This is a genomic window from Amycolatopsis aidingensis (assembly GCF_018885265.1).
Lineage (GTDB): Bacteria > Actinomycetota > Actinomycetes > Mycobacteriales > Pseudonocardiaceae > Amycolatopsis > Amycolatopsis aidingensis.
This window is the reverse complement of the sequence record NZ_CP076538.1, coordinates 655,526-680,246: the sequence shown is the minus strand read 5'-3', so window position 1 is coordinate 680,246 and position 24,721 is coordinate 655,526. Positions and strand designations below refer to the sequence as shown.

Genomic DNA, 24,721 nt, shown 5'->3' with positions numbered 1-24,721 from the left:
ATGACCGCGATCGACGAACTGCTCCGCCGCAACGCCGAGTTCGGCAACGCCGTGCCCGGTGACCGCTCGACTCCGCAGCCCTCCCTGCACGTCGCGATCCTGACCTGCATGGACGCCCGGATCAGGGTGTTCGAGATCTTCGGCCTGTTGCAGGGCGAGTCACATGTACTGCGGAACGCGGGGGGTGTGGTCACCGACGACATGGTCCGTTCCCTCGCGCTCAGCCAGCGCAAGCTCGGCACCCGCGAGGTGCTCATCGTGCAGCACACCAGCTGCGGGCTGAACATGGTCACCGAGGACGGCTTCAAGGACGAACTCGAGGAAGCGACCGGGCTGCGTCCGACCTGGGCGGTTGAGGCCTTCCGGGATGTCAACGACAGCGTGCGGCAGTCCGTCGAGCGGGTGCGGCGCAGCCCGTACGTCCCGCACACCGACCTGGTCCGCGGGTTCGTCTACGACGTGCACACCGGGAAACTGACCGAGGCCACCTGAGTCCATCCCTGGCTCACTCTCCTACCCTGGTCCGGTGGCCATCGACCCCGACATCCTGATCGACTGGTTCGCCGAGCAGGGTCGTGACCTGCCATGGCGGCGCCCGGAATGCACCCCGTGGGGCGTGCTGGTCAGCGAGATCATGCTGCAGCAGACCCCGGTCGCGCGGGTGCGGCCGGTATGGGAGGAGTGGCTGGAGCGCTGGCCGCGGCCCTCCGCGCTGGCCACCGCCAGCCAGGGCGAGGTGCTGCGTGCCTGGGGCAAGCTCGGTTACCCGCGCCGCGCGCTGCGGCTGCACGCCGCGGCCGATGCAATCGCCCGCGAGCACGGCGACGTGGTCCCCGCCGACGTGGACACCCTGCTGGCGCTGCCAGGAATCGGCGTCTACACCGCCCGCGCGGTTGCCGTCTTCGGCTACGGCAGGCGGGCGCCGGTGGTGGACACCAACGTCCGGCGGGTGGTGGCCAGGGCGGTGCACGGCGCGGGGGACGCGGGGCCGGCCTCGAACACCAGGGACCTCGCCGATGTGGAAACGCTGCTGCCGGAGCAGGAGGCGCGGGCGGCGAAGTTCTCCGCCGCACTGATGGAGCTGGGCGCGCTGGTCTGCGTGGCCCGCGGCCCCCGCTGCGCCGACTGCCCGCTGCACGCGGACTGCGCCTGGCAGCACGCGGGCAGGCCGGCCTACAACGGCCCGGCCAAGCCGGTGCAGCGCTTCGCGGGCACCGACCGCCAGGTGCGCGGGCTGCTGCTGGACGTGCTGCGCGGCACCGCGGAGCCGGTACCGAAGGAGCGGCTGGACCTGGTCTGGTCCAAGGCGGGTCAGCGGGATCGCTGCCTGGACTCCTTGCTGGTCGACGGGCTGGTTGAGCAGACCCCGGACGGCCGGTTCGCACTACCGGGTGAGTACTGACCATTTCCCGCAGTATTTGGTGAACTGTTGTCCCGAGCCCGTCCGCGGGCTACCGTCCAGGCGTGCATCCCTGCTGACGAGGAAGATCGCCATGGCTGGACGTCCCGGTTTCGACCGCAGGTCCCTGTTCAAGGGCGGGCTGACACTGACCGCCGCCACCGCGCTGGCCGGGCTGGCAGGCCACTCGGCCGCCGCCGCGCGGGCCCGCTACCCGGCACCGCTGATCTACAGCACCGACGACTGGGGAGCCAGGCCGCCGCGCAGGCCGGTCACCGTGGAGAACCACCGGCCGACCTACATCGTGGTGCACCACACCGTGGATCCCGGCAACACCGAGGACTTCTCCAGGGAGCGCGCGTTCTGGATGTCGCGGGCGATCCAGAACTTCCACATGGACACCCGCGGCTGGATCGACAGTGGCCAGCAGTTCACCAACAGCCGGGGCGGCTACCTCACCGAGGGCAGGCATCGCAGCCTGGAGATCCTGCGCGGCGGCACCCGGCATGTGCAGGGCGCCAATGTCGGCGGGCACAACAGCCAGGTCATCGGCATCGAGAACGAGGGACTGTACGTCGATGTGGACGTCCCGCAGGCACTGTGGGACTCGCTGGTGCGGATGGTGGCCTACATGGCCGACCAGTACGGGGTGTCCACCGCGAACATCAAGGGGCACCGGGACTTCAACTCCACCCAGTGCCCCGGTGACGTGCTCTACGCCCGGCTGCCCGAGCTGCGCAGGGCGGTGGCGGGGGAGCTGGACATCCCGGTGCTCGATCCGCCCGAGTGGCCACTGCTCTCGCCCGGCGACACCGGCAGCGCGGTGCTGGTGGCGCAGCACCTGCTGCGCGCCAGGGGCGCCCGTGAGGTGCAGGCGGACGGGGTGTTCGGCCCCGCGACCGCCGCCGCCGTGGACCGGCTGGCCCGCACCGCCGGGGTGGCCCGGCACACCTGCCACGCGGGCGCGCACCTCGGTGAGCAGGGTCTGCTGGGCGCCGACCTCTGGCCGCTGCTGGTCACCACGGCCGCCCCGGGCACCGGCAGCGAGGCCGCCCGCGCCGCCGCCGTACTCACCGGGACCACCGGAACCCGCGTCACCAGCATCCCCGCCCCAGCTTGGAAACCCCTGCTGGCCCGAGTGCTGTGAGTGTCCCGCTCACAGCAGTCAGCGGTGCAGCAGGGTGGAGAGGAAGGCCTCGACGGCGCCGCGGTACTCCTGTGGCGCGTCATCGTGCACGACGTGCCCGGCACCGGCCACGCGCAGGTGCCGGGCGCCGCCAGGGATGCGGGCGGCCAGCTCCGCCTGCTGGCCTGCGGGCATGGCGGTGTTCCCCGCCTCGATCACCAGCGCCGGGCAGCTGACACCCTCCACATAGGACCAGTAATCGCGGCGGCCCCACTCGGCGGCGATCTGGTACAGGTCATCGAGGTCGGCCATCAGGTGATACCCGTCCGGCCGCTCGAGCACGCACTCGGCGAAGTAGTCCCCGGTGCTGCCGAAGAACTCCCGCACATGCGCCAGCGACTGGAACGGCACCGGCCAGGACTCGAAGTACCCGCGCCAGGCTTCGACCGTCCGCCCCCGCTGGTCCGGTGCCATGTCCTCGATCACGATCCCCCGCACCAGCTCCGGACGGGTGGCGGCCAGCACCCAGGCGTGCAGCCCGCCCATGGAGTGCCCGAGCACCACCGCGGGCCCGGCCTCCAGCTCGCCGATCAGCTCGGCGACATCGGCCGCGAACTCCTCGGTCCGCCAGCTGCCGCGCCTGCGCAGCCGCCCGTGCCCGCGGGCGTCCAGCCCGAGCACCCGCCCGTACGCGGTGAGCCAGCGGGCCACCGACCACCAGGTGCGCGCCCGGCCCATCAAGCCGTGCAGCAACACGATCGGCTGACCACTGCCGCCGAACTCAACCACGTCCTCACGCATGTCCACCTAGGCTCCGTCCATGCTCACCGACCGCGTGCGAATCCTGGTGCTGTGCGGTCTGACCTGCACCCTAGTGGCGTGCACCGGCGGCGAGCCCGCGCCGCCGGGCCGCCAGGCGACCGCCCCGACCGCCACCGACCCGGCCCCCGGGGCGGCCGGTGCCGGCGACCCCTACTACCCCGCCGACGGCAACGGTGGCTATGACGCGCTCGGCTACGAGGTCACGGTCCGCTACGAGCCAGGGACCAACCGGCTGCATGGGGACACCGTGCTCAACGCGCGGGCCACCAAGGACCTCAGCCGGTTCAACCTGGACCTGCGCGGGTTCGAAGTGGAGTCGGTACGGGTGAACGACCGGCCGGCCGAGTTCCGCAGGGAAGGCGAGTTCGAGCTGGTGATCAGCCCGCAGCGGGCGCTCGCCGAGGCCGAGACCTTCCGGGTGCGCGTCCGCTACGGCGGCACGCCCCAGTCCGCAGGCGAGGGCCAGCTGGGCGCGAACGGCTGGCAGCGCACCGGCTCGGGCGGCGCGCTCGTGCTCGGCCAGCCGCATTCGGCTGCGTACTGGTACCCGGTCAACGAAACCCCGCGGGACAAGGCCACCTTCCGGCTCGAGGCCACCGTGCCACAGGGCTGGACGGCGGTCTCGATCGGCCGGGAAGCGGGCAGCGAGACGGCGGACGGCTGGACCACCACGACCTGGGCGGAATCGACCCCGGTGGCCAGCTACCTCACCACCCTGGCGATCGGCAGGTTCACCCTGGACCGGCGCACCCTGGCCGACGGCACCCCGGTGCTGGACGCCTATGCCGCGGGCGCCGAGCCGCAGCGCGAGCTCGGCAGGCGCACCGGGGAGATCATCGAGTTCCTCGCCGGCCGGTTCGGGCCGTACCCGCAACGCGCGGCGGGTGGGATCTACCTGGACGAACCGATCGGGTTCTCGCTGGAGACCCAGGGCAGGCCGGTGTACGCGGAATGGGCCGACCTGGAGACCGTGGTGCACGAGCTCGCCCACCAGTGGTACGGCAACTCGGTCTCGGTGCGTTCCTGGTCGGATATCTGCCTGAACGAATGCCTCGCCAGCTACGCGCAGTGGTTGTGGCTGGAGGCCAAGGAGGGCGCGAACCTGGACGCCCGGTTCCGCCGGATCGTCGAGCAGACCAGGAACGACGGCGAGTTCTGGTCGCCGAAGCTGCACGAGATGGGCGCGGGCAACGAGTTCGATGGCGTCTACGACAAGGGTCCACTGGCGATCCACGCGCTGCGCAGGCAGATCGGCGAGGAGTCTTTCGCCAGGGTGCTGCGGGAATGGGCCGCCGAGCACCGGGACGGCAATGCGAGCTGGCCGGAGTTCGAGCGGTTCGTCGCAGGGATCTCCGGCCAGGACCTTGACGAGTTCTTCGCCAACTGGTTCCGCGGCACCGGGATCCCGCGGCCCGAGCACCTGCTTCCCGGAACCTTGAGCGGTTGAGCGGGGATCTCTGTCGTACCCTGACCGCATGGCTGTGGTGAAGATCAACGCGATCGAGGTGCCCGAAGGTGCGGGACCGGAGCTGGAGAAGCGCTTCGCCGCGCGGATGAGCGCGCTGGACGGCGAGCCCGGCTTCCTCGGGTTCGAACTGCTCCGCCCGGTCGCAGGGGAGACCCGCTACTTCGCCTACACCCGCTGGGAGACCGAGGAACACTTCCAGGCCTGGATGGCGGGGTCCGGCAAGGAGGCCCACGGCGGGCACGGCAAGCCGGTGGGAACCGGGTCCGGCCTGCTGGAGTTCGAAGTGGCCGTGCGCAACGAGCCGAAGCAGGCACCGGAAACCTCGTGAACGAGGCCGAACTCGCCCGCGCGGCCGAACTGATCGCGGGTGCCGACGCGCTGCTGGTGTGTGCGGGCGCGGGCATGGGGGTGGACTCCGGCCTGCCGGACTTCCGCGGGGACGAGGGGTTCTGGCGGGCGTACCCGCCCTACGCCCGGCTGGGCATCAGTTTCGTCGAGCTGGCCGACCCGGAGCATTTCGCCTCCGATCCGGAGCTGGCCTGGGGTTTCTACGGGCATCGTCTGGGGTTGTACCGGAAAACCGTGCCGCACCACGGGTTCCAGCTGCTGCGTGAATGGGGCGCGCGTACCACGGGCGGGACCTGGGTTTTCACCTCGAATGTGGATGGTCAGTTCCAGCGGGCAGGGTTTCCCGCGGACCGCGTGGCCGAGGTACACGGGTCCATTCATCATCTGCAGTGCCTGGATCGCTGCCGGGACGAGATCTGGCCGGCAGGGGACGTCGATGTCGAGGTGGACGAGGCGACCATGCGGGCGCGGCATCCGCTGCCTTCCTGCCCGGAGTGCGGCGGCCTCGCCCGGCCGAACATCCTGATGTTCGGTGACTACGACTGGCTCGGGCAACGCAGCCAGCAGCAGCTCGACCGGCTGCAGGAATGGCGGCGGGCGCACCGCGCGGCCGTGGTGCTCGAACTGGGTGCGGGCACCGCGGTACCGACCGTACGCAGGCAGGCCGAACTGGCCAGCGCGGGCACCGGCGCGCTGATCCGGATCAACCCCCGCGAGCCCGAGGTGCGGCACGGGCGCGGCATCGAACTCCCGCTACCCGCGCTGGACGCGCTCTCTCGCATCGCAGAACTGCTGCGTTGATCGGGACGGTGGTCAGGAAACGGGCGGTCGCCGATCGATATCCAGCCGCTCCCGGACGGCCGCATAGGCCGCGGCACGGCGCTGGTCCTTCGGCCGGGGTTCGGCCGGTAGCCTGCGCAACACCTCTTCCGGATCGCAGACCCATACCGGAACCCCGGCCAGTTCGAACCGGGTTGCCCCCGGCCGCAGCTGCGCATAAGTTCCGGTGAGCTCGGGCGGGATATCGAGCAGCCCCAGCCGGGTCACGAACAGGTGATCCAGTCCGCGCACGGTCGGTGGCTCTGGAGTCCATTCCCGACATTCCCGCGCACTCAGCCCGTCGACCCAGCCGGGGAAGCAGGCCGGAATGGCGTCCAGGTCAGCCAGCAGATCGGCCACGCGACGCAGGTTCACCGGTTCGAGTGACGGCACTACGTCGAGATCGTTGGGCTCCACCTCCGCGCCGTACACCGCAAGGACGGTCGAGCCGCTCAGCACCCAATCGACTCCGTGGTCGGCCAGCGCCCGCAATATCGCGGGCAACCTCAGCGGCGGCCGGGCAAACGGATCGCGCACAGTGGCAAGGTTAGCGGTTGCGGCTACTCAGGCAGGCAGTTGCAGCCGCGTGTACACCGCGTCGTGGTCGGTACCGGGCACGTCGAACACCCGGTAGTCCCGTACGGCCAGCCGCTGGTCCGCCAGCACGTGGTCGATGGTCACCGGAGGCGGGAACAGGCCTTCCGGCCAGGTCGGCTCGAGGCCGGAACCGGTCTCCTCCCCCGCGTCCCGGTAGCCGGTGCCGAGCAGGCGGCGGAACGCGGCGTGGTCAAGGGTGGCGTTGAAGTCCCCGGCCAGGATGCGCGCCGCCGCGGCCGGGTCAGCGGCGGGCAGCCCGGCGAGGGCGTCCTGCCAGTCCTGGTAGGAGTACGTCGGCGGCACCGGGTGCACCGCGACCACCTCGACCCGGCTGCCGCCTGGCAGCGTCACCCGCGCGCTGGGCTGGGCCAGCAGCGAGGGCTTCGCCAGGCCCAGTTCCCGCAGCGGATACCGGGACACCAGCCCGGAGCCCGCACCGGAACGCCGCGGCCGCAGCACCCGATGCGGCAGCGACGCGAACAGGCCGGCCTCGGCAAGGTGCGGCACCGCCTCCGGGGTCAGTTCGAGCAGGCTGAGCACATCGACCCGGTGCGTGCGCACCAGCTCGGCCAGCCGCCCGGCATCCGCCTGCCCGTAGTACAGGTTCACCGCGAGCACCCGCAGCGTGGGCCCGGCGGCCACCGGTTGCTCCGCGGGAATCGCCCGCGGCAGCAGCGAAACCAGCAGCCCGATGGCGAGCAGCGACACGACCACGCCGGTCCACCAGCGGCGCAGTAACAACGCGAGCCCGCCGAGCACACATCCGGCGAGCGCAGCGTAGGGCACCAGCGCCAGTGCGGAGGCGGTGTGCCTGCCGCCGTCCACCCCGAGCACGCGGAATCCGGCCAGCATGGCAAGCGGGGAAGCGGCAAGCAGCAAGAGGACCGTCACCACACGTGTTCGCGAGGTGGTCCGCACCGGATCGAGCACCCCGCCAGTCTGCCGGAACCCGGGCCACCAGCGAGCTGCCAGCACGCTGTGCGGTCGATGCCAGCGCGCGGGCGCAGGCTCGGCGGCAGACAGGAGGGACTACCCATGACGAACGCGATCCGGGCCGAGGGCCTGGTGAAGAGATTCGGTGAGACCACGGCACTGGCCGGGGTGGATCTCGAGGTGCCGACCGGCAAGGTGGTCGGCGTGCTGGGGCCGAACGGGGCTGGCAAGACCACCGCGGTCCGGATTCTGGCCACCTTGCTGCGGGCGGACGCCGGCCGGGCCTGGGTGGGCGGTTACGAGGTGCGGCGCGACCCGGTCAGTGTCCGCGGCCTGATCGGGCTGACCGGGCAGTACGCCTCGGTGGACGAGGACCTGACCGGCGCGGAGAACCTGCGGCTGCTGGCCAGGCTGCTGGACTTCTCCCGGGCAGGGGCCAGGGCCCGCGCCGCCGAACTGCTGGACCGGTTCGAGCTGACCGATGCGGGTTCCCGGCCGGTGCGCACCTACTCCGGCGGCATGCGGCGCCGGATCGACCTCGCGGCCAGCCTGGTCGGCAGGCCGCGGGTGCTCTGCCTGGACGAGCCGACGACCGGGCTGGACCCGCATGCCCGCAACGAGGTGTGGAACGTGGTCCGGCGACTGGTCGATGACGGCGTCACGGTGCTGCTGACCACGCAGTACCTCGAGGAGGCCGACCAGCTCGCCGACCGGATCACCGTCTTCGACCACGGCCGGGTGGTCGCCGACGGCAGGCCGGACGAACTGAAGCGCCGCGTGGGTGGGCAGACCCTGCAGGTGCGGCCGTCCGTGCGTGGCGATCTGGAGATGGTGGAACGGATCGTCGCCGAGCTGACCGGGGCACCGCCCGCAAGGGACGTCGAGGCGGGCCTGCTCACCGCGCCGGTTGACAACCCGGCGCTGCTGTCCGCGCTGGTACGGCGGCTGGACGAGGCCGGCATCACCGCAGACGAGCTGGGGCTGCGGCTGCCCAGCCTGGACGAGGTGTTCCTCGCGCTGACCGGATCCCGCGCCGAGTCCGCGCGGGCCGATCTGGAAGGGAGCATGGCATGAGCACCCTGGCGGCGACGGCGGGCGCGCCGCCGGCGCGTATCGGCCCGGCGCGGTCCCTGCGGCACGGCATCTCGCTGGCCTGGCGGGGTACCGTCAAGATCAAGAAGAACCCGGAGCAGCTGCTCGACGTCACCCTGCAGCCGATCCTGTTCCTGGTGATGTTCGTGTACCTGTTCGGCGGCGCGATCTCCGGCAGCACGGACACCTACATGCAGTTCCTTGTGCCCGGCCTGATGGTGCAGAACGCCCTGTTCGCAAGCCTTTCCGCGGGGGTGTCCCTGAACACCGACGTGAACAAGGGGGTGTTCGACCGCTTCCGCAGTATGCCGATCGCCCGCTCGGCCCCGCTGGTCGGTGCGGTGCTCTCCGATGTGCTGCGGTATCTGGTCGGCCTCGCGGTACTGCTCGGTTTCGCGGCCATCCTCGGCTTCCGGATCCAGACCGATCCGGTGTCCACGGTGGTCGCCGCAGCGCTGGTGGTCCTGTTCGGACTGAGCTTCTGCTGGATCGCCGTATTCGTCGGCATGCTGGTCAAGCAGACCGCGGCGGTGCAGGGGGTGATGGTCGCGCTGGTGATGCCGATCACCTTCGGCAGCAACGTGTTCGTCATGCCGGAGACCATGCCGGGCTGGTTGCAGGCCTGGGCCGAGGTGAGCCCGGTCAGCCTGGCGGCCGACACCATGCGCGGGCTGGTGGACGGCGGAGCGGTGGCGGGCCCGCTGCTGGGCATGGTGGCCTGGATGGCCGGGATCGTGGCGGTGTTCTTCCCGCTGGCGATGTGGGCCTACCGCAGGCGGGTCAGCTGATCAAAGCCCGAACTCGGTGCGCAGCAGAGTCGTGGCGTCCGCGGTGGACAGGCGGGCGCCACGCTCGTAGGCGGCGGTGTATCCCGCCTCGCCGAGCTCGGCCACCAGCTCGGTGCCCAGGCGGCGCAGCCGTGGGTTGCCCCGGTCGAAGGCGCCACGGATGGCCGCGCTGACGCCGAGCATGGTGGCGGCCCGCTCGGCCTTGCCCTCCAGGGCACATACGCAGGCCAGTGTCTCGGCGCCGTTGGCGGCACTGGGCAGGTCTCCCCTGCCCAGTGCGGAGCCGAACAACTCCGCCAGCTTCGCGCGTGCGGTCGCCGGATCCCGCTCGGCGACCGCGACCTGCGCCTCGGAATGGTGCACCCACTCCAGGCCAAGCTCCTTGACGAAGTAGTTCTCGTCCAGGCTGCGGGACAGTTGCCCTAGCAGGAGCCTGGCCTGCGCGAGATCGCCGGAGTCCACCGACAGCTCGATCTTGTGCAGCAGCAGCATCAGTTTCAGCTGCTGGTTGTCGCCTGCCTGCGCGGCCCGCTCGGCCTCCCGCATGTCCTTCCAGGCACCGTCCAGATCACCGGACCGCATCCGCTCCAGTGCCAGCTGCATGGTGTACTGCCACGCCTCGTCCTCGGCATACAGTTCCCGGACCAGCGCCACGCCCCGCTGGTAGGCCTCGATGGCTCCGGTGTGGTCCCCGGCGAGGGAGCGTGCCCTGCCGAGCATGTGCAGGGTCATCGAGGCGCCGCCCTTGTCCCCCACCGCCTCGAACCCGGCCAGCGCCGCCCGCTGGGCGCGCTCGGCTCCGGCCTGGTCACCGCGATGGGCCAGCAGGAACCCCTGTGCCCAATGCGCGGCGGCGACCTGCCATGGGTCCGAACTGGACAGTCCCCGGTTCACCTCACGATCGGCAGCCGCCACGTCCCCGGTGACGAAGGCCGCCATCGGCAGCATGACGACCAGGAAGGCATAACGCTCGAAGGCCCCGGTGCGCTCGCATTCGGCCAGCAACGGGGACAGGTCGATGTCCGGGTCGAGCCCTGGCACGATGGCGGCGAGGTGGTGCAGCACCCGGAAGGCCGCGCGGGCATGGTCCGGGATCAGGTCGCTCAGCCGCGCCAGTTCGGCGCCGTAGGTCCCGAGTTGCCGGTAGGAGCCCTGCATCACCCAGTGCCAGACCAGCGCGGCGGCCAGCCGGTAGGCGAGCTCGCCATCCTCGTTGTCCACCGCCCAGCGCAGCGCGGTGAGCAGGTTGTCGTGCTCCGCACGCAGCGTGCCGATCGCCTCCAGCTGCCGGGTGTCCCGCAGCTTCGGGTCGGCGTCCTCGGCAAGGGCGAGGAAGTACCAGGCGAACCGGCGGGCGAGCGCGCCGGTCTCGCCGACCTCGGCCAGCCGCTCCGCCCCGTAGACCCGCAGCGTCTCCAGCATCCGGTACCGAGGCTCACCCGACTCCGAACCGGAAGCCTCCACAATGGACTTCTCGACCAGGGAACCGAGCACGTACGGCACGTCCTCCTCGGCGAGCCGCTCGTCCGCGCACACCCCCTGCACCGCGGAAAGGCTCGCCCCGCCGGAGAACATGGACAGCCGCGCTCCCAGCAGCCGCTCCCGCTCGTCCAGCAGGTCCCAGCTCCATTCGATCACCGCGCGCAGGGTGCGCTGCCGCGGTAGCGCCGCCCTGCTGCCGGAGGTGAGCAGCCGGAACCGGTCGTCGAGGCGGTCGGCCACCTGCGCCGCGGTCATCGAGCGCAGCCGGGCGGCGGCCAGCTCCAGCGCCAGCGGCATGCCGTCCAGCCTGCGGCAGATCTCCGCCACCGCTTCGGGGGCTTCGGCCAGCTCGAACCGGGGCCGCACCGCGTGGGCCCGGTCGACGAACAGCTGGACCGCACCGTAGCCGGCCACCTCGGCGGCATCGCCGCGCTCCGGCGGCACCTCCAGCGGGCTGACCGGGTACAACGTCTCGCCGGTGATGGCAAGCGGCTCCCTGCTGGTGGCCAGGATCCGCGTGCCGTCGCAGCGGCCGAGCAAATCGTGCACGAACAGCGCGACGGCCTCGACAAGGTGCTCGCAGTTGTCCAGCACCAGCAGGGACGGCCCGAGGCCGAGCGTCTCCGCGATACGCGCCACCTGGTCCGGCGCGGTCAGCGAGGTGGTGTCCAGCGTCCTGGCCTCGGTCTGACCGAACGCGCCGAGCACGGCCGCGGGCACCGCCTCGCCGTCCCGGACGCCGGCGAGCGAGACGAACCACACCCGCCCCTGCCGGTGCGCCGGATGCCGCGCGGCGACCTCGGTGGCGAGCCTGGTCTTGCCGCAGCCACCCGGTCCGATCAAGGTCAGCAGGCGCGAGTCCGCCAGGCAGGCGGCCACCTGCGCCAGATCGTCCTCCCGCGCGACGAAGCTGGTCAGCCGGGCCGGCAGGTGATCGGTGGCGGGTCGCGCCGGTGCGCTCGGCGCGGTGAGCTCGCCGCGCAGCACGGCGAGGTGGGTCTCGGCCAGTTCGGCCGAGGGGTCCATACCCAGCTCCTCGGCCAGCGCCGCCCGGATGCGCTCGTAGCCTGCCAGCGCCTCGGACCGCCGCCCGGCCTGGGCCAGGGCCCGCACATACAGCGCGGCCAGTCGTTCGCGCAGCGGATGCTCGGCGACCGCGTCGCCGAGATCGGCCAGTACCTCGGCCTGCCTGCCCTGGTGCAACCGGGCTTCGAACAGGTCCTCCTGCGCGCCCAGCCGGAGCTCGGCCAGCCGGGCAGCGGGTCCCTGGACGAAAGTGGCTTCGGTGAGGTCGGCGAAGGGCGGCCCGGTCCACAGCTCCAGGGCCTCGCCCAGCAGCCGGTCGGCCCGGGCGTGCTCACCGGCCGTCAGCGCCCGCCGCCCGCGGGCGGCCAGGGTGTCGAACCGGTGGGTGTCCAGGTCCTCCGGCCCGATCCGGAGCAGGTAGCCGCCGCCACCCACGTCCAGCTCGGCGTGCCCGGCCAGGGCCTTGCGCAGCCGGGACACCAGGGACTGCAAGGCGTTCGCAGGGTCGGCGGGTGGCTCGGCTCCCCACAGGTCCGCGACCAGCACGGCGGAGGACACCGGGCGGGGCGCCTCCAGTGCGAGGCGGGCGAGCAGCAGGCGCAGCCGGAGGCCGCCGAGGGCGATCGGGACGCCGTCGGCGGTGTGGACCCGCAGCGGGCCGAGCATGGCTACACGCACCCCACCACAATTCCAGATAGCCCTGAACGTGCCGATCGAGACGTCAGGCGTTGCGAACGGCACTATTGAGACATCTGACGTCCGGAAAGCCACGTTCAGGGCACTGCGAGCATGCGAAGGCGCCCACCGGCGAACCGGTGGGCGCCTCGCGTGTGCTGTTCTGCTCGTTACTCTTGCTCGGTCTCGCTGCCGCCGTTGTTGTCCTCGCCGCTGCTGGCGCCGACACCGACCGGCGGGGTGTCCGGGACCGGGGTGGGCTTGGCCTCACCGCGGAAGGTGAAGTAGGCCGTGTCGTCCTTGGTGGACTCGCCGTCCCAGCCCTCGACATCGCAGACGATGATCTGCCCCGGCTCGACCTCGCCGAACAGGATCTTCTCCGACAGCTGGTCCTCGACCTCGCGCTGGATGGTCCGGCGCAGCGGCCGGGCGCCCAGCACCGGGTCGAACCCGCGGCGGGCCAGCAGCTTCTTGGCCTTGTCGGTCAGCTCCAGGACCATGTCCTTGGCCTTGAGCTGGGTCTCGACCCTGGTGACCATCAGGTCCACCATGTCGATGATCTGCTGCTCGGTCAGCTGGTGGAAGACGATGATGTCATCGATCCGGTTCAGGAACTCCGGCCGGAAGTGCTTCTTCATCTCCTCGTTGACCTTCTGCTTCATCTTCTCGTAGCGGGCGACGCCCTCACTACCGGAAGAGAAGCCGAGGCTCACGGACTTGGAGATGTCCTGCGTCCCGAGGTTGGAGGTGAAGATCAGCACCGTGTTCTTGAAGTCGACCGTGCGGCCCTGCCCGTCGGTGAGCCTGCCGTCCTCGAGGACCTGCAACAGGGTGTTGTAGATCTCCTGGTGCGCCTTCTCGATCTCGTCGAACAGCACCACCGAGAACGGCTTGCGCCGCACCTTCTCGGTCAGCTGGCCACCCTCCTCGTAGCCGACGTAGCCCGGGGGCGCGCCGAACAGCCGGGAGGCGGTGTAGCGGTCGTGGAACTCGCCCATGTCGATCTGGATGAGCGCGTCGTCCTCGCCGAACAGGAAGTTCGCCAGCGCCTTGGACAGCTCCGTCTTCCCCACACCGGACGGCCCGGCGAAGATGAACGAGCCCGAGGGCCGCTTCGGGTCCTTCAGGCCGGCACGGGTACGGCGGATGGCCTGGGAGACCGACTTGACGGCATCGTCCTGACCGATGATCCGCTTGTGCAGCTCGTCCTCCATCCGGAGCAGGCGAGTGGTCTCCTCCTCGGTGAGCTTGAACACCGGGATCCCGGTCCAGTTGGCCAGCACCTCGGCGATCTGCTCGTCGTCGACCTCGGCGACCACGTCCAGGTCGCCGTCCTTCCACTGCTTCTCCCGCTCGGACTTCTGGCCGAGCAGGGTCTTCTCCTCGTCCCGCAGGCGGGCGGCCCGCTCGAAGTCCTGCGCGTCGATCGCGGACTCCTTGTCCCGGCGCACGTCGGCGATCTTCTCGTCGAACTCGCGCAGGTCCGGTGGCGCGGTCATCCGGCGGATCCGCATCCTGGCGCCCGCCTCGTCGATCAGGTCGATCGCCTTGTCCGGCAGGAACCGGTCGTTGATGTAGCGGTCGGCAAGGGTCGCGGCGGAGACCAGGGCACCGTCGGTGATGGACACCCTGTGGTGCGCCTCGTAGCGGTCCCGCAGGCCCTTCAGGATCTCGATGGTGTGCTCCAGCGAGGGCTCACCGACCTGGATCGGCTGGAACCGGCGCTCCAGCGCGGCGTCCTTCTCGATGTACTTGCGGTACTCCTCGAGCGTGGTCGCCCCGATCGTCTGCAGTTCGCCCCTGGCCAGCATCGGCTTCAGGATCGAGGCCGCGTCGATCGCACCCTCGGCGGCACCCGCACCGACCAGCGTGTGTAGCTCGTCGATGAACAGGATGATGTCCCCGCGGGTCTTGATCTCCTTGAGCACCTTCTTCAGGCGTTCCTCGAAGTCACCGCGGTAGCGCGAGCCCGCCACCAGGGAACCCAGGTCGAGGGTGTAGAGCTGCTTGTCCTTCAGCGTCTCCGGCACCTCGCCCTTGACGATGTTCTGGGCAAGGCCCTCCACCACGGCGGTCTTACCGACGCCGGGCTCGCCGATGAGGACCGGGTTGTTCTTCGTCCGGCGGGACAGCACCTGCATGACCCGCTCGATCTCCTTGCTGCGCCCGATGACCGGGTCGAGCTTGCCCTCCCGCGCCGAGGCGGTGAGGTTGCGGCCGAACTGGTCCAGCACCAGCGAGGAGGACGGGGTGCCCTCGCCGCGGCCGCCGCCGGCCTCGGCCGGCTCCTTGCCCTGGTAGCCGGACAGTAGCTGCAGCACCTGCTGGCGTACCCGGTTCAGGTCCGCGCCCAGCTTGACCAGCACCTGCGCGGCCACGCCCTCACCCTCGCGGATGAGGCCGAGCAGGATGTGTTCGGTGCCGATGTAGTTGTGGCCGAGCTGCAGTGCCTCCCGCAGGGACAGCTCGAGCACCTTCTTCGCGCGCGGCGTGAACGGGATGTGCCCGCTCGGCGCCTGCTGGCCCTGACCAATGATTTCCTCGACCTGCTGGCGCACGCCCTCGAGGGCGATACCCAGCGACTCCAGCGCCTTCGCGGCGACACCCTCACCCTCGTGGATCAAACCCAGCAGGATGTGCTCGGTGCCGATGTAATTGTGGTTGAGCATCCTGGCCTCTTCCTGGGCCAGCACAACCACCCGCCTCGCGCGGTCGGTGAACCTCTCGAACATTCCCACTCCCTCGACTGCTGCGTCGGCGGCCCGATCTCACCGTGCTCGTCGAAGTCGGACCCTACGGCCTATGTCCGACCATCGAGACCGACACCCACGATGAGTTCAGCACCGTAAGACCACTGTAGTAGCCAAGCGAGCACGTCGGCGTACCACTGGGGGCCGAATCCGCTCCTGGCCACCCCGCGGTGGCACCACCGCCCGCCTCGCCGTCACGTGCTTTTTCGCTGGCCGTTGACGCCTTGCACAACGAGCAGGACCAGGCCGGGATTCCGGTACTGCCACGCTGTCCGCTGACCGCGAACACCACGGCGTCCGGGAGTTCGCACGATCGGGTACCCGGCTGGCTAATCCACCGACTCCATGTAAGGTAAGGCAGACCTAATCACCTGGATGGGGCAGGGAGGTGCTGCTTGCGGGTACAACAGGCCGTTCGTGATGCTCGCCACACCGAGCAGGCGCTTCCGGGGCGCGGCGGCCTCGCCGACTCGCTGCGCCGGGTGGCCGGGTTGCAGGCGCGGGCCGAACTCAGCGTGGGCCTGCCCGCGCACGGGGCCTGGCGCCCCTGCCATGACCTGCTGGAGTCGCCGTACCTGTTCACCCGGTGGCGCGCGGACCTCGCGACCTGGCTGACCACCCGGCACGGCACCGCGCCCGCACGGACCACCGCCAGCTATATCGCCTCCTGGTACCTGCGGGTACCCGCCTACGTCGGCGCGCTGCTGCTGCACCACGAGCGGCGGGTGCCCGCCCTGCGGCCCGAGGAGCTCGCCCTGCGGATCGCCGCCGAGGGCAGGCCGAACCCGGACGGCATCGCCGTGCTCGGCGAGTCCTTCTACTGCCTGCCGTCCGACCCCGGTTCGGCGCTACCGGAGGCGACCGTGGTGGCCGACGACCGCGCCCTCGCCGCCGTGCTGCGGGCCCGCTACACCGCGCACGCAGCCCGGTTCGTGCAGGCCTACCGGGAGGTCAGCCCGCTTGGCGCGCGCACGTTGTGGGCGGCCGCGACGGACGCGCTGGACAGTTGCCTGTGGTGGGCGGGCCGTGACGGTGGCGACGAGGGCGCCGGGGTGGCGGACGCCGCGCTGGTGCTCGAGTCCCGCTTCGCACCGCTGACCTCGGCCTCCACGCTGTGCACAGGGACGTCCGCGGAGGGCTCGCTCGGCTGGACCCGGCGCAGGGAGAGTTGCTGCTTCTCCTACCTGCTTCCTGGGCAGCACGAATGCGCGGGCTGTCCCAGGGTGCGCCGGGTGGCGGGCAGTTAGCGGGCACCGGCTCAGGGACGCCAGCCGGGGTCCCTGCCGGCGAGGCCGAGCGTGCGCTCCAGCGCGGAGGCGTCCGGGGCGACCTCGACCGGCTCGCCGAACACACCGTACTCCCGGCCCTGTTCGGCCATCCCGCCCACGGCGGCGAGCGCGGCCTCGGCGACATCCGGGCGGCACCGGAACGGCTGCCCGGTCGCCACGGCGAGGTCCCAGCCGTGCACCACCAGCTCGCACAGCACCATCGAGCCGACCATCGACGCAGGCAACGGGGTACTCATCTGGGTCATACCCCGCCAGGCAGCCGGGTCACCGAGCGCATCGGCGAGTTCGTCGGCGAATCCGGTGAGCCGGTCCGGCCAGTCGCCGGTCACCAGGTCCGCGACCTCCTCACCGCCGTCCGCCGGTGGGGCAGGCAGCCCGCGCGCGGCCGCACTCAGCCGGGGCGCCCAGTACAACAGGTGATTGAGCAGGCCGCGCAGGTCGTACTGCGCGCAGGGGGTCGGCGCGGCCAGCCGCCCGGCCGGTACCCCGGGTACCACCGCACGGAAGGCGTCGGCCGCGCCGCTCATCGCGGATGCGAACTCAGGCATGCCCCTATCCCGCCACGGCGCCGCAGGAAAGTCTTGAAGAAAAGCGTCAGTGCCCGGACCTACCCTGGTTTCGTGGCAGGTCACCGGGTTCCGCAGGGCATACTGCGGGAGCGCGCGGCTGGCGAGCGGTTCGAGCTCAGCAGGCACGAGCCTGCCCCCTCGCTGCGCCCGTTCGTGGAGTACTACTGGGTCGTACGCTGGGACCTGCGCGGCAGGCCGCCGTACCGGCAGTGGGTGCTGCCGAATCTCGCGGTACACGCCGCGTTCAGCCGGAACGCCTCCGGAGTCTTCGGGCCGCGCACGACGAGCTTCGACTACCTGCTACGGGGCAGGGACCAGGTTCTCGGTGTGCGGTTCCGGCCGGGTTCGTTCCGGCCGTTCCTCGGCAGGCCGGTCTCCACCCTTGCGGACACCTCGGTCCGGCTCACCGAGATACTCGGGCCGGCCGCGGAAGGTACCGAGGAGGCCATCCTGGCGGCCGATGACACCACCGAGATGGCCGCACTCGCCGACGCACTGCTGGCGGCCAGTGTGCCCGCACTCACCCCGGCGGACCGGCGCGCCATCGGCCTGGTCGAGATGATCGCCGCGGACCCGGCGATCACCAGGGTGGACCGGCTGGGCGAAGCGGCAGGGCTTTCGATCCGCAGCCTCCAGCGGATCTTCGACAAGCACATCGGCATTGGTCCGAAGCGGGCTATTCGGGTCTACCGGCTGAACGACGCGGCACAACGAATCGGCGGTACCGAGGACACCGGGGCAATCGATTACGCGGAACTGGCCGCGGAACTGGGCTACAGCGACCAGGCGCACTTCACCCGGGATTTCACCGCCGCGGTCGGCACCCCACCCGCCGCCTACGGCCGGGAGTGAGTCAGCCCATCAGGATTTTCGATGTGTTCCAGCCGATGTTCCGGGCCGCGAGGATTCCCGGCGGCCCGGAACACGGTCGGGGCCGCCTCAGTTCTTCTTGTGGTACGCCTCCACGACCTCGGACGGGATACGCCCGCGGTCGGAGACCTGAAAACCATTCTTGCGGGCCCAGGCACGAATCGCCTGGTTCTGCTCCCGGTCGACCGAAGCGGGCCTGGCCGCGGCCACCTTCGCGGAGGCCTTGGTGCCGGTACGCTTGCGGCCACCGGCCCGCCGTGCATGCTCGACGTACTGCGCCAGCGCGTCCCGCAGTTCCTCGGCATTCTCCGATGACAAATCGATCTGGTAGCTCACGCCGTCGAGACCGAACTCAACGGTCTCCTCGGCCTCGGAACCATCCAGATCGTCCACCAGTGAGACGAGCACCTTCTGCGCCATCTGTTTCCTCCTGTTTGCGCTGGCGATTGATCGCAGCAGGTACCCACACGCTCCACGCGACCTAGCCAGAAGCCTTCAACTACGACATTAATACCCGTTGAAGCGACTAAACGCAAATCACGTTTGGATTAGGTGTCGGTGACTCAACCGGCTTGTCAGCCTTACGGGTTACGCCCGGGTCTCCTTGGCTATTCCGGCCGGACCAGCGGGAACAGGATCGTCTCGCGGATACCGAGACCGGTGAGCGCCATCAGCAACCGATCGATGCCCATTCCGACGCCCCCACTGGGGGGCATTCCGTACTCGAGGGCCCGCAGGAAATCCTCATCCAGCCGCATGGCCTCGCTATCCCCTTGCGCGCCCAGCCGGGCCTGCTCGGTCAACCGTTGCCGCTCCGCGACCGGATCCACCAGTTCCGAGTAGCCGGTGGCGAGCTCGAATCCGCGCACGTAGAGGTCCCACTTCTCGGCAATGCCCGGCTGGCTGCGGTGCTGCCTGGTCAGCGGAGAAGTCTCCAACGGAAAATCACGGACGAATGTGGGAGCATGCAAGTGGTCGCCCACGAGGTGTTCCCACAGTTCTTCGACCAGCTTGCCATGACCGAGTTTCGGATCGGTCTCGAGACCATGGGCATCGGCGAACGAACGCAACTTCTCCGCCGAGGTGTCGGGAGTCACCTCGGCACCGAGCGCATCAGATAGCGAGCCGTACATCGTCAGACTCGTCCAATCGCCGGACAGGTCATAGGAAGACCCGTCAGAAAGGGTCACCACCTGCGTACCGAACGCAGCTTCGGCCGCCTCCTGTACCAACTCCCGGGTCAATGCCGCCATGCCATCGTAGGAACTGTACGCCTGGTAGTACTCCAGCATGGCGAACTCGGGCGAATGTGAGGAGTCACTGCCCTCGTTGCGGAAGTTTCGGTTGATCTCGAACACCTTCTCGATACCGCCGACCACACAGCGCTTGAGGTACAACTCGGGGGCGATACGCAGGTAGAGATCGAGGTCGAAGGCGTTGGAATGCGTGACGAACGGCCGGGCGGCTGCCCCGCCCGGCATCGTCTGCAGCATCGGGGTCTCCACCTCGGTGAAACCCCGCCGGTGGAACGAATCCCGCAGCGCACGCAGCACGGTGGACCGGGTCCGCACCACATCCCGTGCCTTGGGCCGCAGCAGCAGATCGACGTAGCGCTGGCGGATCCGGGTCTCCTCGGCCAGGTCCTTGTGCGCCACCGGCAGCGGGCGAATCGCCTTGGAGGTCAGCCGCCAGCTGTCCGCGAGGACCGAGAGTTCCCCGCGCTTGGAGGTGATCACCTCACCCTGCACGAACACGTGGTCGCCGAGATCGACATCGGACTTCCACGCTGCCAGCGCGTCCCCGCCGACCTGCGCCAGGCTGAGCATGGCCTGCAGCTCGGTGCCATCCCCCTCGCGCAGGGTCGCGAAGCACAGTTTCCCGGTGTTGCGCATGAACATCACCCGGCCGGTCACGCCGACCCTGCTACCGGTCGCGGTGTCCGCGGGCAGCTCCGAATGTGCCTGCCGCACCTCGGCCAGCGTGTGCGTCCGCGCGACCTCGACCGGGTAGGGATCGATCCCCTCGGCCAGGATCCGATCACGCTTTTCCCGACGCACGCGCATCTGTTCGGGCAGGTCGTCGTCCATGTTCGCGCGCTCAGGGGGCTGCGCGGCCGGGTTGTCGGTCATGGTCACATAGCGTACGAACCCGGCTGGACGCCACGCGAACCGGATCTGCCGGTGCGGCAGCCCGGCACGAGGGCACGGCGGCGGGCTAGGTTTGTCCCCGTGAGCGACACCACTCCGGACGCGGAGTTGAAAGCACTTCGGGCCGGTTCGTTCGGTCGGCGGGCGAGCGCGTACGCCCGGCATCGGCCGGACTATCCGTGGGCCGCCGTCGAATGGGGTTTGGCGGAAATCGCGCATCCGCCGCGAGAAATACTGGATCTGGCCGCCGGTACCGGAAAACTGACGGCCACCCTGTTACACACCGGCGCGGAGGTCACCGCGGTGGAGCCGGACGCGGAAATGCTCGCCCAGTTACGCGTGGCACTGCCAGCCGTACCGGCGCTGGCGGGCAGGGCCGAGGACATCCCGCTGCCGGACGCCTGCGTGGACGCGGTGTTCGCAGGGCAGGCGCTGCACTGGTTCGACCTCGAGGTCGCGCTGACCGAGATCGGCAGGGTGCTGCGGCCGGGTGGCGTGCTGGTCGCGTTGTGGAACCACGAGGACCATGCCATCGGCTGGGTCGCCGAATTCAGCGCGCTGACCAGGACGGGGGCGAGCCGGGACTGGCGCGATCCGGTGGCGCTGCCCGAGTATCCGGCCTTCCGGCCCGCCGAGCAGGCGTTCTTCCCGCACGCGCAACGGCGTACCGCGGACACCCTGCTGGAGACGATCGCGACGCACTCGCACCTGCTGGTCGCCACGGAGGAGGAGCGGACCCGGAAACTGCGCGCGGCACGGGAGTTCCTCGCCGCCCGCCCGGAGACCGCCACCGGCGAGTTCGACCTCCCCCTGGTCACCACCGCCCTCCGGGCGAGACGAGCGTGCTAGCTTGGGGGTGGCGGCGCGGCCGCCCCGGACGAGTGCGTCGTACCCGGCATCGACAAGACGACGCGACATCGAATGAATGTCCGTTCCGATGATCGCGGAGGCCGGGAAATGTCGTGGATCGTGCTTGTCGTCTCGGGAGTGCTGGAAACCGTGTGGGCCGCGGCGCTCGGCGCATCGAAGGGCTTCAGCAAGCTCGGGCCCAGCCTGTTGTTCCTGCTCGCCCTCGCACTGAGCATGGGCGGCCTCGCCTACGCGATGCGGGACATCCCGGTCGGTACGGCATACGTGGTGTGGGTCGGCATCGGCGCGGTCGGCGCCGCGGCCTGGGGCATGCTCGCGCTGGGCGACCCGGTGTCCACCGGCCGGATCCTCTGCCTGGTGCTGATCGTCGCGGGGGTGCTCGGACTGAAACTGCTACCGGCCGGGACCGGCTGAGGCTCAGTCCCTGGTGTTGCGCTCGTAGGCAAGGCGCAGGCCGAGCAGCGTGAGGTCGGGCACATGCTCGGTGATGGTCTCCGACTCGGCGAGCACCAGCGGCGCCAGCCCGCCGGTGGCGATCACCGCCACCGGTTCCCGGCCGCCGGGGGCCAGTTCGCGCACGATCCGCCGCACCAGGCCGTCCACCTGGCCCGCGAAGCCGAACAGGATCCCGGACTGCAGGCAGGTCACCGTGTTCTTGCCGATGACCGAACGCGGTGGAACCAGCTCCACCTTGCGCAACGCCGCGGCCCGCGCGGCCAGCGCGTCCACCGAGATCTCGATCCCCGGGGCGAAAGCCCCGCCGAGGAACTCCCCGCGGGCCGAGATCGCATCCACGTTGGTCGAGGTTCCGAAGTCCACCACCACGCAGGCGGTGTCGTGCAGATGGTGCGCGGCAAGGGTGTTCACCAGCCGGTCCCCGCCGACCTCCTTGGGGTTGTCCACCAGCAACGGCACGCCGGTGCGCACCCCTGGCTCGACCACGACCCGCGGCACCCGCGGGTAGTACCGGTCCAGCATCACCCGCAGTTCCCGCAGTACCGCTGGCACGGTGGACAGTGCGCTGATCCCGGTCACCGCGTCGGCATGCTCGCCGAGCAGGCCGCGCATGGTCAGCGCGAGCTCGTCGGAGGTGATCCGGGCGTCGGTACGCATCCGCCAGTCCCGGACGAGCTCGGCGGTGTCCCCGCGGCCCTGGTACAGGCCGAGCACGATATTGGTGTTCCCGACGTCGATGGCGAGCAGCACGAACGTCGCCCGCTACCCGTCGGCGTGCAGCAGGGCGTCCAGCCGTGCCGCATCCGAGGTCTCGGCAACCGGGAAGGTCAGCGGCTCACCAACGGGCCGGTCGACGATCGGCAGGGCACCGCTGACCAGACCGGAACCTTCCGGGGCGTGCGCCGCGTCACTGCCGGACTCGACGATCCGGTTCTGCTCGTCCACGAACACGATCCGCGGCTGGTAGGTGGCGGCCTCCGCGGAGTCCATCTGGCCGTAGGCGATCAGGATCACCAGGTCGCCGGGGTGCACCAGATGCGCGGCGGCGCCGTTGATGCCAAGCACCCCGCTGTCCCGCTCGCCGGTGATCACGTAGGTCTCCAGCCGCGCGCCATTGGTGATGTCCACGATGGAAACCAGTTCGCCCGGCAGCAGGTCGGCCGCCTCCATCAGGGTCTCGTCCACCGTGACCGAGCCCACATAGTGCAGATCCGCCTGGGTGACCGTCGCTCTGTGGATCTTCGACTTCAGCATGGTGCGGTACATCGGACTCTCCTAAACCCCTGCGTCCTCTGTGGACGGCTCCTGCACCCCATACTCGGCCGCGCTGCCGAGCAACACCGGAACGTTGTCGATCAACCGGGTATTCCCGACCCTGGCGGCGATCAACAGGCGTGCCTCCCCATCGACGGGCGCGGTACCCAGTTCGGTTCCCCGTAGTTCCAGGTAATCCACGGCGACCTCCGGCCGGGCGGCCAGTACCTGCCGCGCCGCCTCGATCGCGGCCGTCGCGCCGCGCCCGCCGCTGTGCGCGCCCGCGGTCAGCGCGGCGGAAATGGCCACGGCTGACTCCCGCTGTGCGGTGTCGAGGTACACATTGCGCGAGGACAGCGCGAGGCCGTCCCGCTCCCGCACGGTCGGCACGCCGATCACCCGCAGGTCGAGGTCCAGGTCCCGCACCATCCGGCGGATCAGCACCAGCTGCTGGTAGTCCTTCTCGCCGAAGAAGGCGTACTGCGGGCGCACGATGTTGAACAGCTTCGCCACCACGGTGAGCACGCCTGCGAAGTGCCCGGGCCGGAAAGCGCCCTCCAGCTCCGCGCCGAGCGGGCCGGGGTGCACGGTCACCGTCGAGCCCTCCGGATACAGGTCCGGTTGCTGCGGGGTGAAGGCGATCTCAACGCCGTCCTCGGCGAGCACCTCCAGATCCCGCTCCAGCGGCCGGGGATAGGCCTCGAAGTCCTCTCCTTCCCCGAACTGCAACGGGTTCACGAAGATCGAGGCGGCAACCACGGTGTTCGGCAACCGTTTCGCCCTGCGCAGCAGCTCCCGGTGCCCGTCGTGCAGCGCGCCCATGGTCGGTACCAGCGCGAGCCTGCGCCCCACCCCGCGCAAAGCCTCGGCCACCCGGCGCATGTCCGCGGGCGCGGAGTAGACGTTCAGCTGGTTACGGGTGAACTTCGGGACAGTCACGGTGTCTCACGTCCATCGGGGTCGTCGAGCAGGCGGGTCACCTCGGTGGCGGCCGGTTCCGGCAACAGCCCGGAGCCACTGGCCCGCGCCGCGGTCCGCCTGGCGAGGGTGGTGTAGCAGTCGACGACCTCGGGAGCCCGTTGCCCCAGCACCTCGAGGTGGGTGCGGACGGTACCGGTGTCGCCCCTGGCGACCGGCCCGGTGAGCGCGCGATCGCCGTGCCGCAGCACATTGTCCAGCGCCGCGGACAGCAACGGACCGAGCACCTTCTCGCCGCTGGGGATTCCGGATTCGCGCAGCAGTTCCACGCAGTCGGCGACCAGCGTGATCAGGTGGTTCGCGCCATGGGCCAGCGCGGCGTGGTACAGCCCGCGCGCGGACTCCGGGATCCGGACCGGCTCGGCGCCCATCTCCATCGCCAGCGCCTCGCCGACATTCCACGCGGCCTCGTCCTCGGCGTTCGCGGTCACCCCGATCGAGCAGGCGGTGATCCGTTCCAGGTCCTCGGTGCGGCCGGTGAAGGTCATCACCGGATGCAGGGCCAGCGGCAGTGCGCCGAGTTCGGTGGCGGGCTCGAGGATTCCCACGCCGTGCGCGCCGGAGGTGTGCACCACGATCTGTCCCGCGCGCAGCACACCGGTGGTGGCCAGCCCGCGCACCATATCGGCGAGCGCGTCGTCGGGGAGGGCAAGCAGTACCAGGTCGGCCCTGCGGACGACCTCGTCGGCAGGCAGCAACGGGACCTCCGGCAGCAACCGCTCGGCCCGGCGGATCGAGGCGTCGGAAATCCCGGCGGCCGCGACCACGGTGTGCCCGGCCCTGGCGAGTGCGGCGCCGAGCACGCTGCCCACCCGGCCTGCCGACACCACGCCGACCGCGAGGCGGGCCGGGCGCGTCATCGCATGCCCCTGCGGCTGCACATCACCTTCGAAACTCCCATTCTCGTTCCAGTCCCGCATCCGCTCGCGGGTACCAGACGACGGGCGCGAGAGTAGCCCCCGG

The 24,721-nt window shown here is 70.4% G+C and carries 24 protein-coding genes and 1 riboswitch; of the genes, 12 read left to right on the top strand and 12 right to left on the bottom strand.

Annotated features, from left to right (window positions below; translation table 11 throughout):
- From KOI47_RS03355 to KOI47_RS03345, 3 genes are all read left to right on the top strand, one after another.
- A complete protein-coding gene (locus KOI47_RS03355) occupies window positions 1–492 on the top strand; it encodes a beta-class carbonic anhydrase (protein ID WP_216213874.1) in 492 nt (163 codons plus the stop codon).
- Window positions 493–532: 40 nt separating this feature from the next.
- Window positions 533–1,402: an A/G-specific adenine glycosylase gene (locus tag KOI47_RS03350; RefSeq protein WP_456318995.1), complete on the top strand. Its 870-nt coding sequence runs from the start codon at window positions 533–535 to the stop codon at window positions 1,400–1,402.
- Between the two features lie 91 nt (window positions 1,403–1,493).
- Window positions 1,494–2,546: a peptidoglycan recognition protein family protein gene (locus KOI47_RS03345; RefSeq protein WP_216213871.1), complete on the top strand. Its 1,053-nt coding sequence runs from the start codon at window positions 1,494–1,496 to the stop codon at window positions 2,544–2,546.
- A gap of 18 nt (window positions 2,547–2,564) precedes the next feature.
- Here KOI47_RS03345 and KOI47_RS03340 read toward each other — a convergent pair whose 3' ends face one another.
- Window positions 2,565–3,326 carry an alpha/beta fold hydrolase gene (locus KOI47_RS03340; RefSeq protein ID WP_216217054.1) on the bottom strand — a complete coding sequence of 254 codons (762 nt, stop codon included), beginning with the start codon at window positions 3,324–3,326 and terminating at the stop codon, window positions 2,565–2,567.
- A 19-nt stretch (window positions 3,327–3,345) separates the two neighbouring features.
- Between KOI47_RS03340 and KOI47_RS03335 the strand changes: the two genes are divergently transcribed.
- Genes KOI47_RS03335 through KOI47_RS03325 form a run of 3 tightly spaced genes read left to right on the top strand, consistent with a single transcriptional unit; the run spans window position 3,346 to window position 5,964 of the window.
- Entirely contained in the window at window positions 3,346–4,794 is a 1,449-nt protein-coding gene (locus KOI47_RS03335) for a M1 family metallopeptidase (RefSeq protein WP_216213869.1), read from the top strand.
- 28 nt (window positions 4,795–4,822) lie between these two features.
- The gene (locus tag KOI47_RS03330) at window positions 4,823–5,143 is read left to right on the top strand and encodes an antibiotic biosynthesis monooxygenase family protein (protein WP_216213866.1); all 321 of its coding nucleotides are present in this window, start codon (window positions 4,823–4,825) and stop codon (window positions 5,141–5,143) included.
- The gene (locus tag KOI47_RS03325) at window positions 5,140–5,964 is read left to right on the top strand and encodes an SIR2 family NAD-dependent protein deacylase (RefSeq protein ID WP_216213863.1); all 825 of its coding nucleotides are present in this window, start codon (window positions 5,140–5,142) and stop codon (window positions 5,962–5,964) included. The genes KOI47_RS03330 and KOI47_RS03325 overlap by 4 nt, the downstream gene beginning before the upstream one ends.
- A gap of 12 nt (window positions 5,965–5,976) precedes the next feature.
- Here the strand turns inward: KOI47_RS03325 and KOI47_RS03320 are convergent, their stop codons facing one another.
- Together KOI47_RS03320 and KOI47_RS03315 are read right to left on the bottom strand one after the other, a co-directional pair.
- Window positions 5,977–6,519: a nucleotidyltransferase family protein gene (locus KOI47_RS03320; RefSeq protein WP_216213862.1), complete on the bottom strand. Its 543-nt coding sequence runs from the start codon at window positions 6,517–6,519 to the stop codon at window positions 5,977–5,979.
- Window positions 6,520–6,546: 27 nt separating this feature from the next.
- Window positions 6,547–7,470, bottom strand: a complete 924-nt coding sequence (locus KOI47_RS03315; RefSeq protein ID WP_232376516.1) for an endonuclease/exonuclease/phosphatase family protein — start codon at window positions 7,468–7,470, stop codon at window positions 6,547–6,549.
- 144 nt (window positions 7,471–7,614) lie between these two features.
- On the opposite strand from KOI47_RS03315, the gene KOI47_RS03310 reads away from it, so the two are divergent.
- The gene (locus tag KOI47_RS03310) at window positions 7,615–8,586 is read left to right on the top strand and encodes an ATP-binding cassette domain-containing protein (protein WP_216213861.1); all 972 of its coding nucleotides are present in this window, start codon (window positions 7,615–7,617) and stop codon (window positions 8,584–8,586) included.
- Window positions 8,583–9,392, top strand: coding sequence for an ABC transporter permease (locus KOI47_RS03305; RefSeq protein WP_216213859.1), 810 nt, complete (start codon window positions 8,583–8,585; stop codon window positions 9,390–9,392). Before KOI47_RS03310 ends, KOI47_RS03305 begins: the two co-directional genes overlap by 4 nt.
- On the opposite strand, the gene KOI47_RS03300 is transcribed toward KOI47_RS03305, so the two are convergent.
- Together KOI47_RS03300 and KOI47_RS03295 are read right to left on the bottom strand one after the other, a co-directional pair.
- Window positions 9,393–12,578 (bottom strand): BTAD domain-containing putative transcriptional regulator, encoded by a 3,186-nt coding sequence (locus KOI47_RS03300; RefSeq protein ID WP_216213857.1) that lies wholly within the window; start codon window positions 12,576–12,578, stop codon window positions 9,393–9,395. It abuts the gene before it with no gap.
- A 167-nt stretch (window positions 12,579–12,745) separates the two neighbouring features.
- Window positions 12,746–15,307: an ATP-dependent Clp protease ATP-binding subunit gene (locus KOI47_RS03295; RefSeq protein ID WP_216213855.1), complete on the bottom strand. Its 2,562-nt coding sequence runs from the start codon at window positions 15,305–15,307 to the stop codon at window positions 12,746–12,748.
- A gap of 413 nt (window positions 15,308–15,720) precedes the next feature.
- Here KOI47_RS03295 and KOI47_RS03290 point away from each other — a divergent pair, with 413 nt between their 5' ends.
- A complete protein-coding gene (locus tag KOI47_RS03290; RefSeq protein ID WP_408629886.1) occupies window positions 15,721–16,572 on the top strand; it encodes a (2Fe-2S)-binding protein in 852 nt (283 codons plus the stop codon).
- 11 nt (window positions 16,573–16,583) lie between these two features.
- Here the strand turns inward: KOI47_RS03290 and KOI47_RS03285 are convergent, their stop codons facing one another.
- Window positions 16,584–17,162 (bottom strand): TIGR03086 family metal-binding protein, encoded by a 579-nt coding sequence (locus KOI47_RS03285; protein WP_216213854.1) that lies wholly within the window; start codon window positions 17,160–17,162, stop codon window positions 16,584–16,586.
- A gap of 72 nt (window positions 17,163–17,234) precedes the next feature.
- Between KOI47_RS03285 and KOI47_RS03280 the strand changes: the two genes are divergently transcribed.
- Complete coding sequence (locus KOI47_RS03280; protein ID WP_216213852.1) at window positions 17,235–18,035, top strand: helix-turn-helix domain-containing protein; 801 nt, start codon at window positions 17,235–17,237, stop codon at window positions 18,033–18,035.
- A gap of 87 nt (window positions 18,036–18,122) precedes the next feature.
- On the opposite strand, the gene KOI47_RS03275 is transcribed toward KOI47_RS03280, so the two are convergent.
- Together KOI47_RS03275 and lysS are read right to left on the bottom strand one after the other, a co-directional pair.
- Window positions 18,123–18,473 (bottom strand): histone-like nucleoid-structuring protein Lsr2, encoded by a 351-nt coding sequence (locus KOI47_RS03275; protein ID WP_216213850.1) that lies wholly within the window; start codon window positions 18,471–18,473, stop codon window positions 18,123–18,125.
- Window positions 18,474–18,661: 188 nt separating this feature from the next.
- On the bottom strand, window positions 18,662–20,182 hold the full coding sequence (gene lysS, locus KOI47_RS03270) for a lysine--tRNA ligase (protein ID WP_216213848.1): 1,521 nt from the start codon (window positions 20,180–20,182) through the stop codon (window positions 18,662–18,664).
- A 99-nt stretch (window positions 20,183–20,281) separates the two neighbouring features.
- Here lysS and KOI47_RS03265 point away from each other — a divergent pair, with 99 nt between their 5' ends.
- Window positions 20,282–21,049 (top strand): class I SAM-dependent methyltransferase, encoded by a 768-nt coding sequence (locus KOI47_RS03265; RefSeq protein WP_216213847.1) that lies wholly within the window; start codon window positions 20,282–20,284, stop codon window positions 21,047–21,049.
- A gap of 4 nt (window positions 21,050–21,053) precedes the next feature.
- Window positions 21,054–21,116, top strand: a riboswitch (guanidine-III (ykkC-III) riboswitch).
- 41 nt (window positions 21,117–21,157) lie between these two features.
- Entirely contained in the window at window positions 21,158–21,484 is a 327-nt protein-coding gene (locus KOI47_RS03260) for a DMT family transporter (protein ID WP_216213845.1), read from the top strand.
- A gap of 3 nt (window positions 21,485–21,487) precedes the next feature.
- On the opposite strand, the gene KOI47_RS03255 is transcribed toward KOI47_RS03260, so the two are convergent.
- The 4 genes from KOI47_RS03255 to KOI47_RS03240 are packed head-to-tail and all read right to left on the bottom strand — an operon-like array spanning window position 21,488 to window position 24,678.
- Window positions 21,488–22,276 (bottom strand): type III pantothenate kinase, encoded by a 789-nt coding sequence (locus KOI47_RS03255; protein WP_216213843.1) that lies wholly within the window; start codon window positions 22,274–22,276, stop codon window positions 21,488–21,490.
- 12 nt (window positions 22,277–22,288) lie between these two features.
- The gene (gene panD, locus KOI47_RS03250; protein ID WP_216213841.1) at window positions 22,289–22,792 is read right to left on the bottom strand and encodes an aspartate 1-decarboxylase; all 504 of its coding nucleotides are present in this window, start codon (window positions 22,790–22,792) and stop codon (window positions 22,289–22,291) included.
- Between the two features lie 9 nt (window positions 22,793–22,801).
- Complete coding sequence (gene panC / locus KOI47_RS03245; RefSeq protein WP_216213839.1) at window positions 22,802–23,719, bottom strand: pantoate--beta-alanine ligase; 918 nt, start codon at window positions 23,717–23,719, stop codon at window positions 22,802–22,804.
- A complete protein-coding gene (locus tag KOI47_RS03240) occupies window positions 23,716–24,678 on the bottom strand; it encodes a Rossmann-like and DUF2520 domain-containing protein (RefSeq protein WP_408629885.1) in 963 nt (320 codons plus the stop codon). The genes panC and KOI47_RS03240 overlap by 4 nt, the downstream gene beginning before the upstream one ends.
- Window positions 24,679–24,721: the final 43 nt, after the last annotated feature.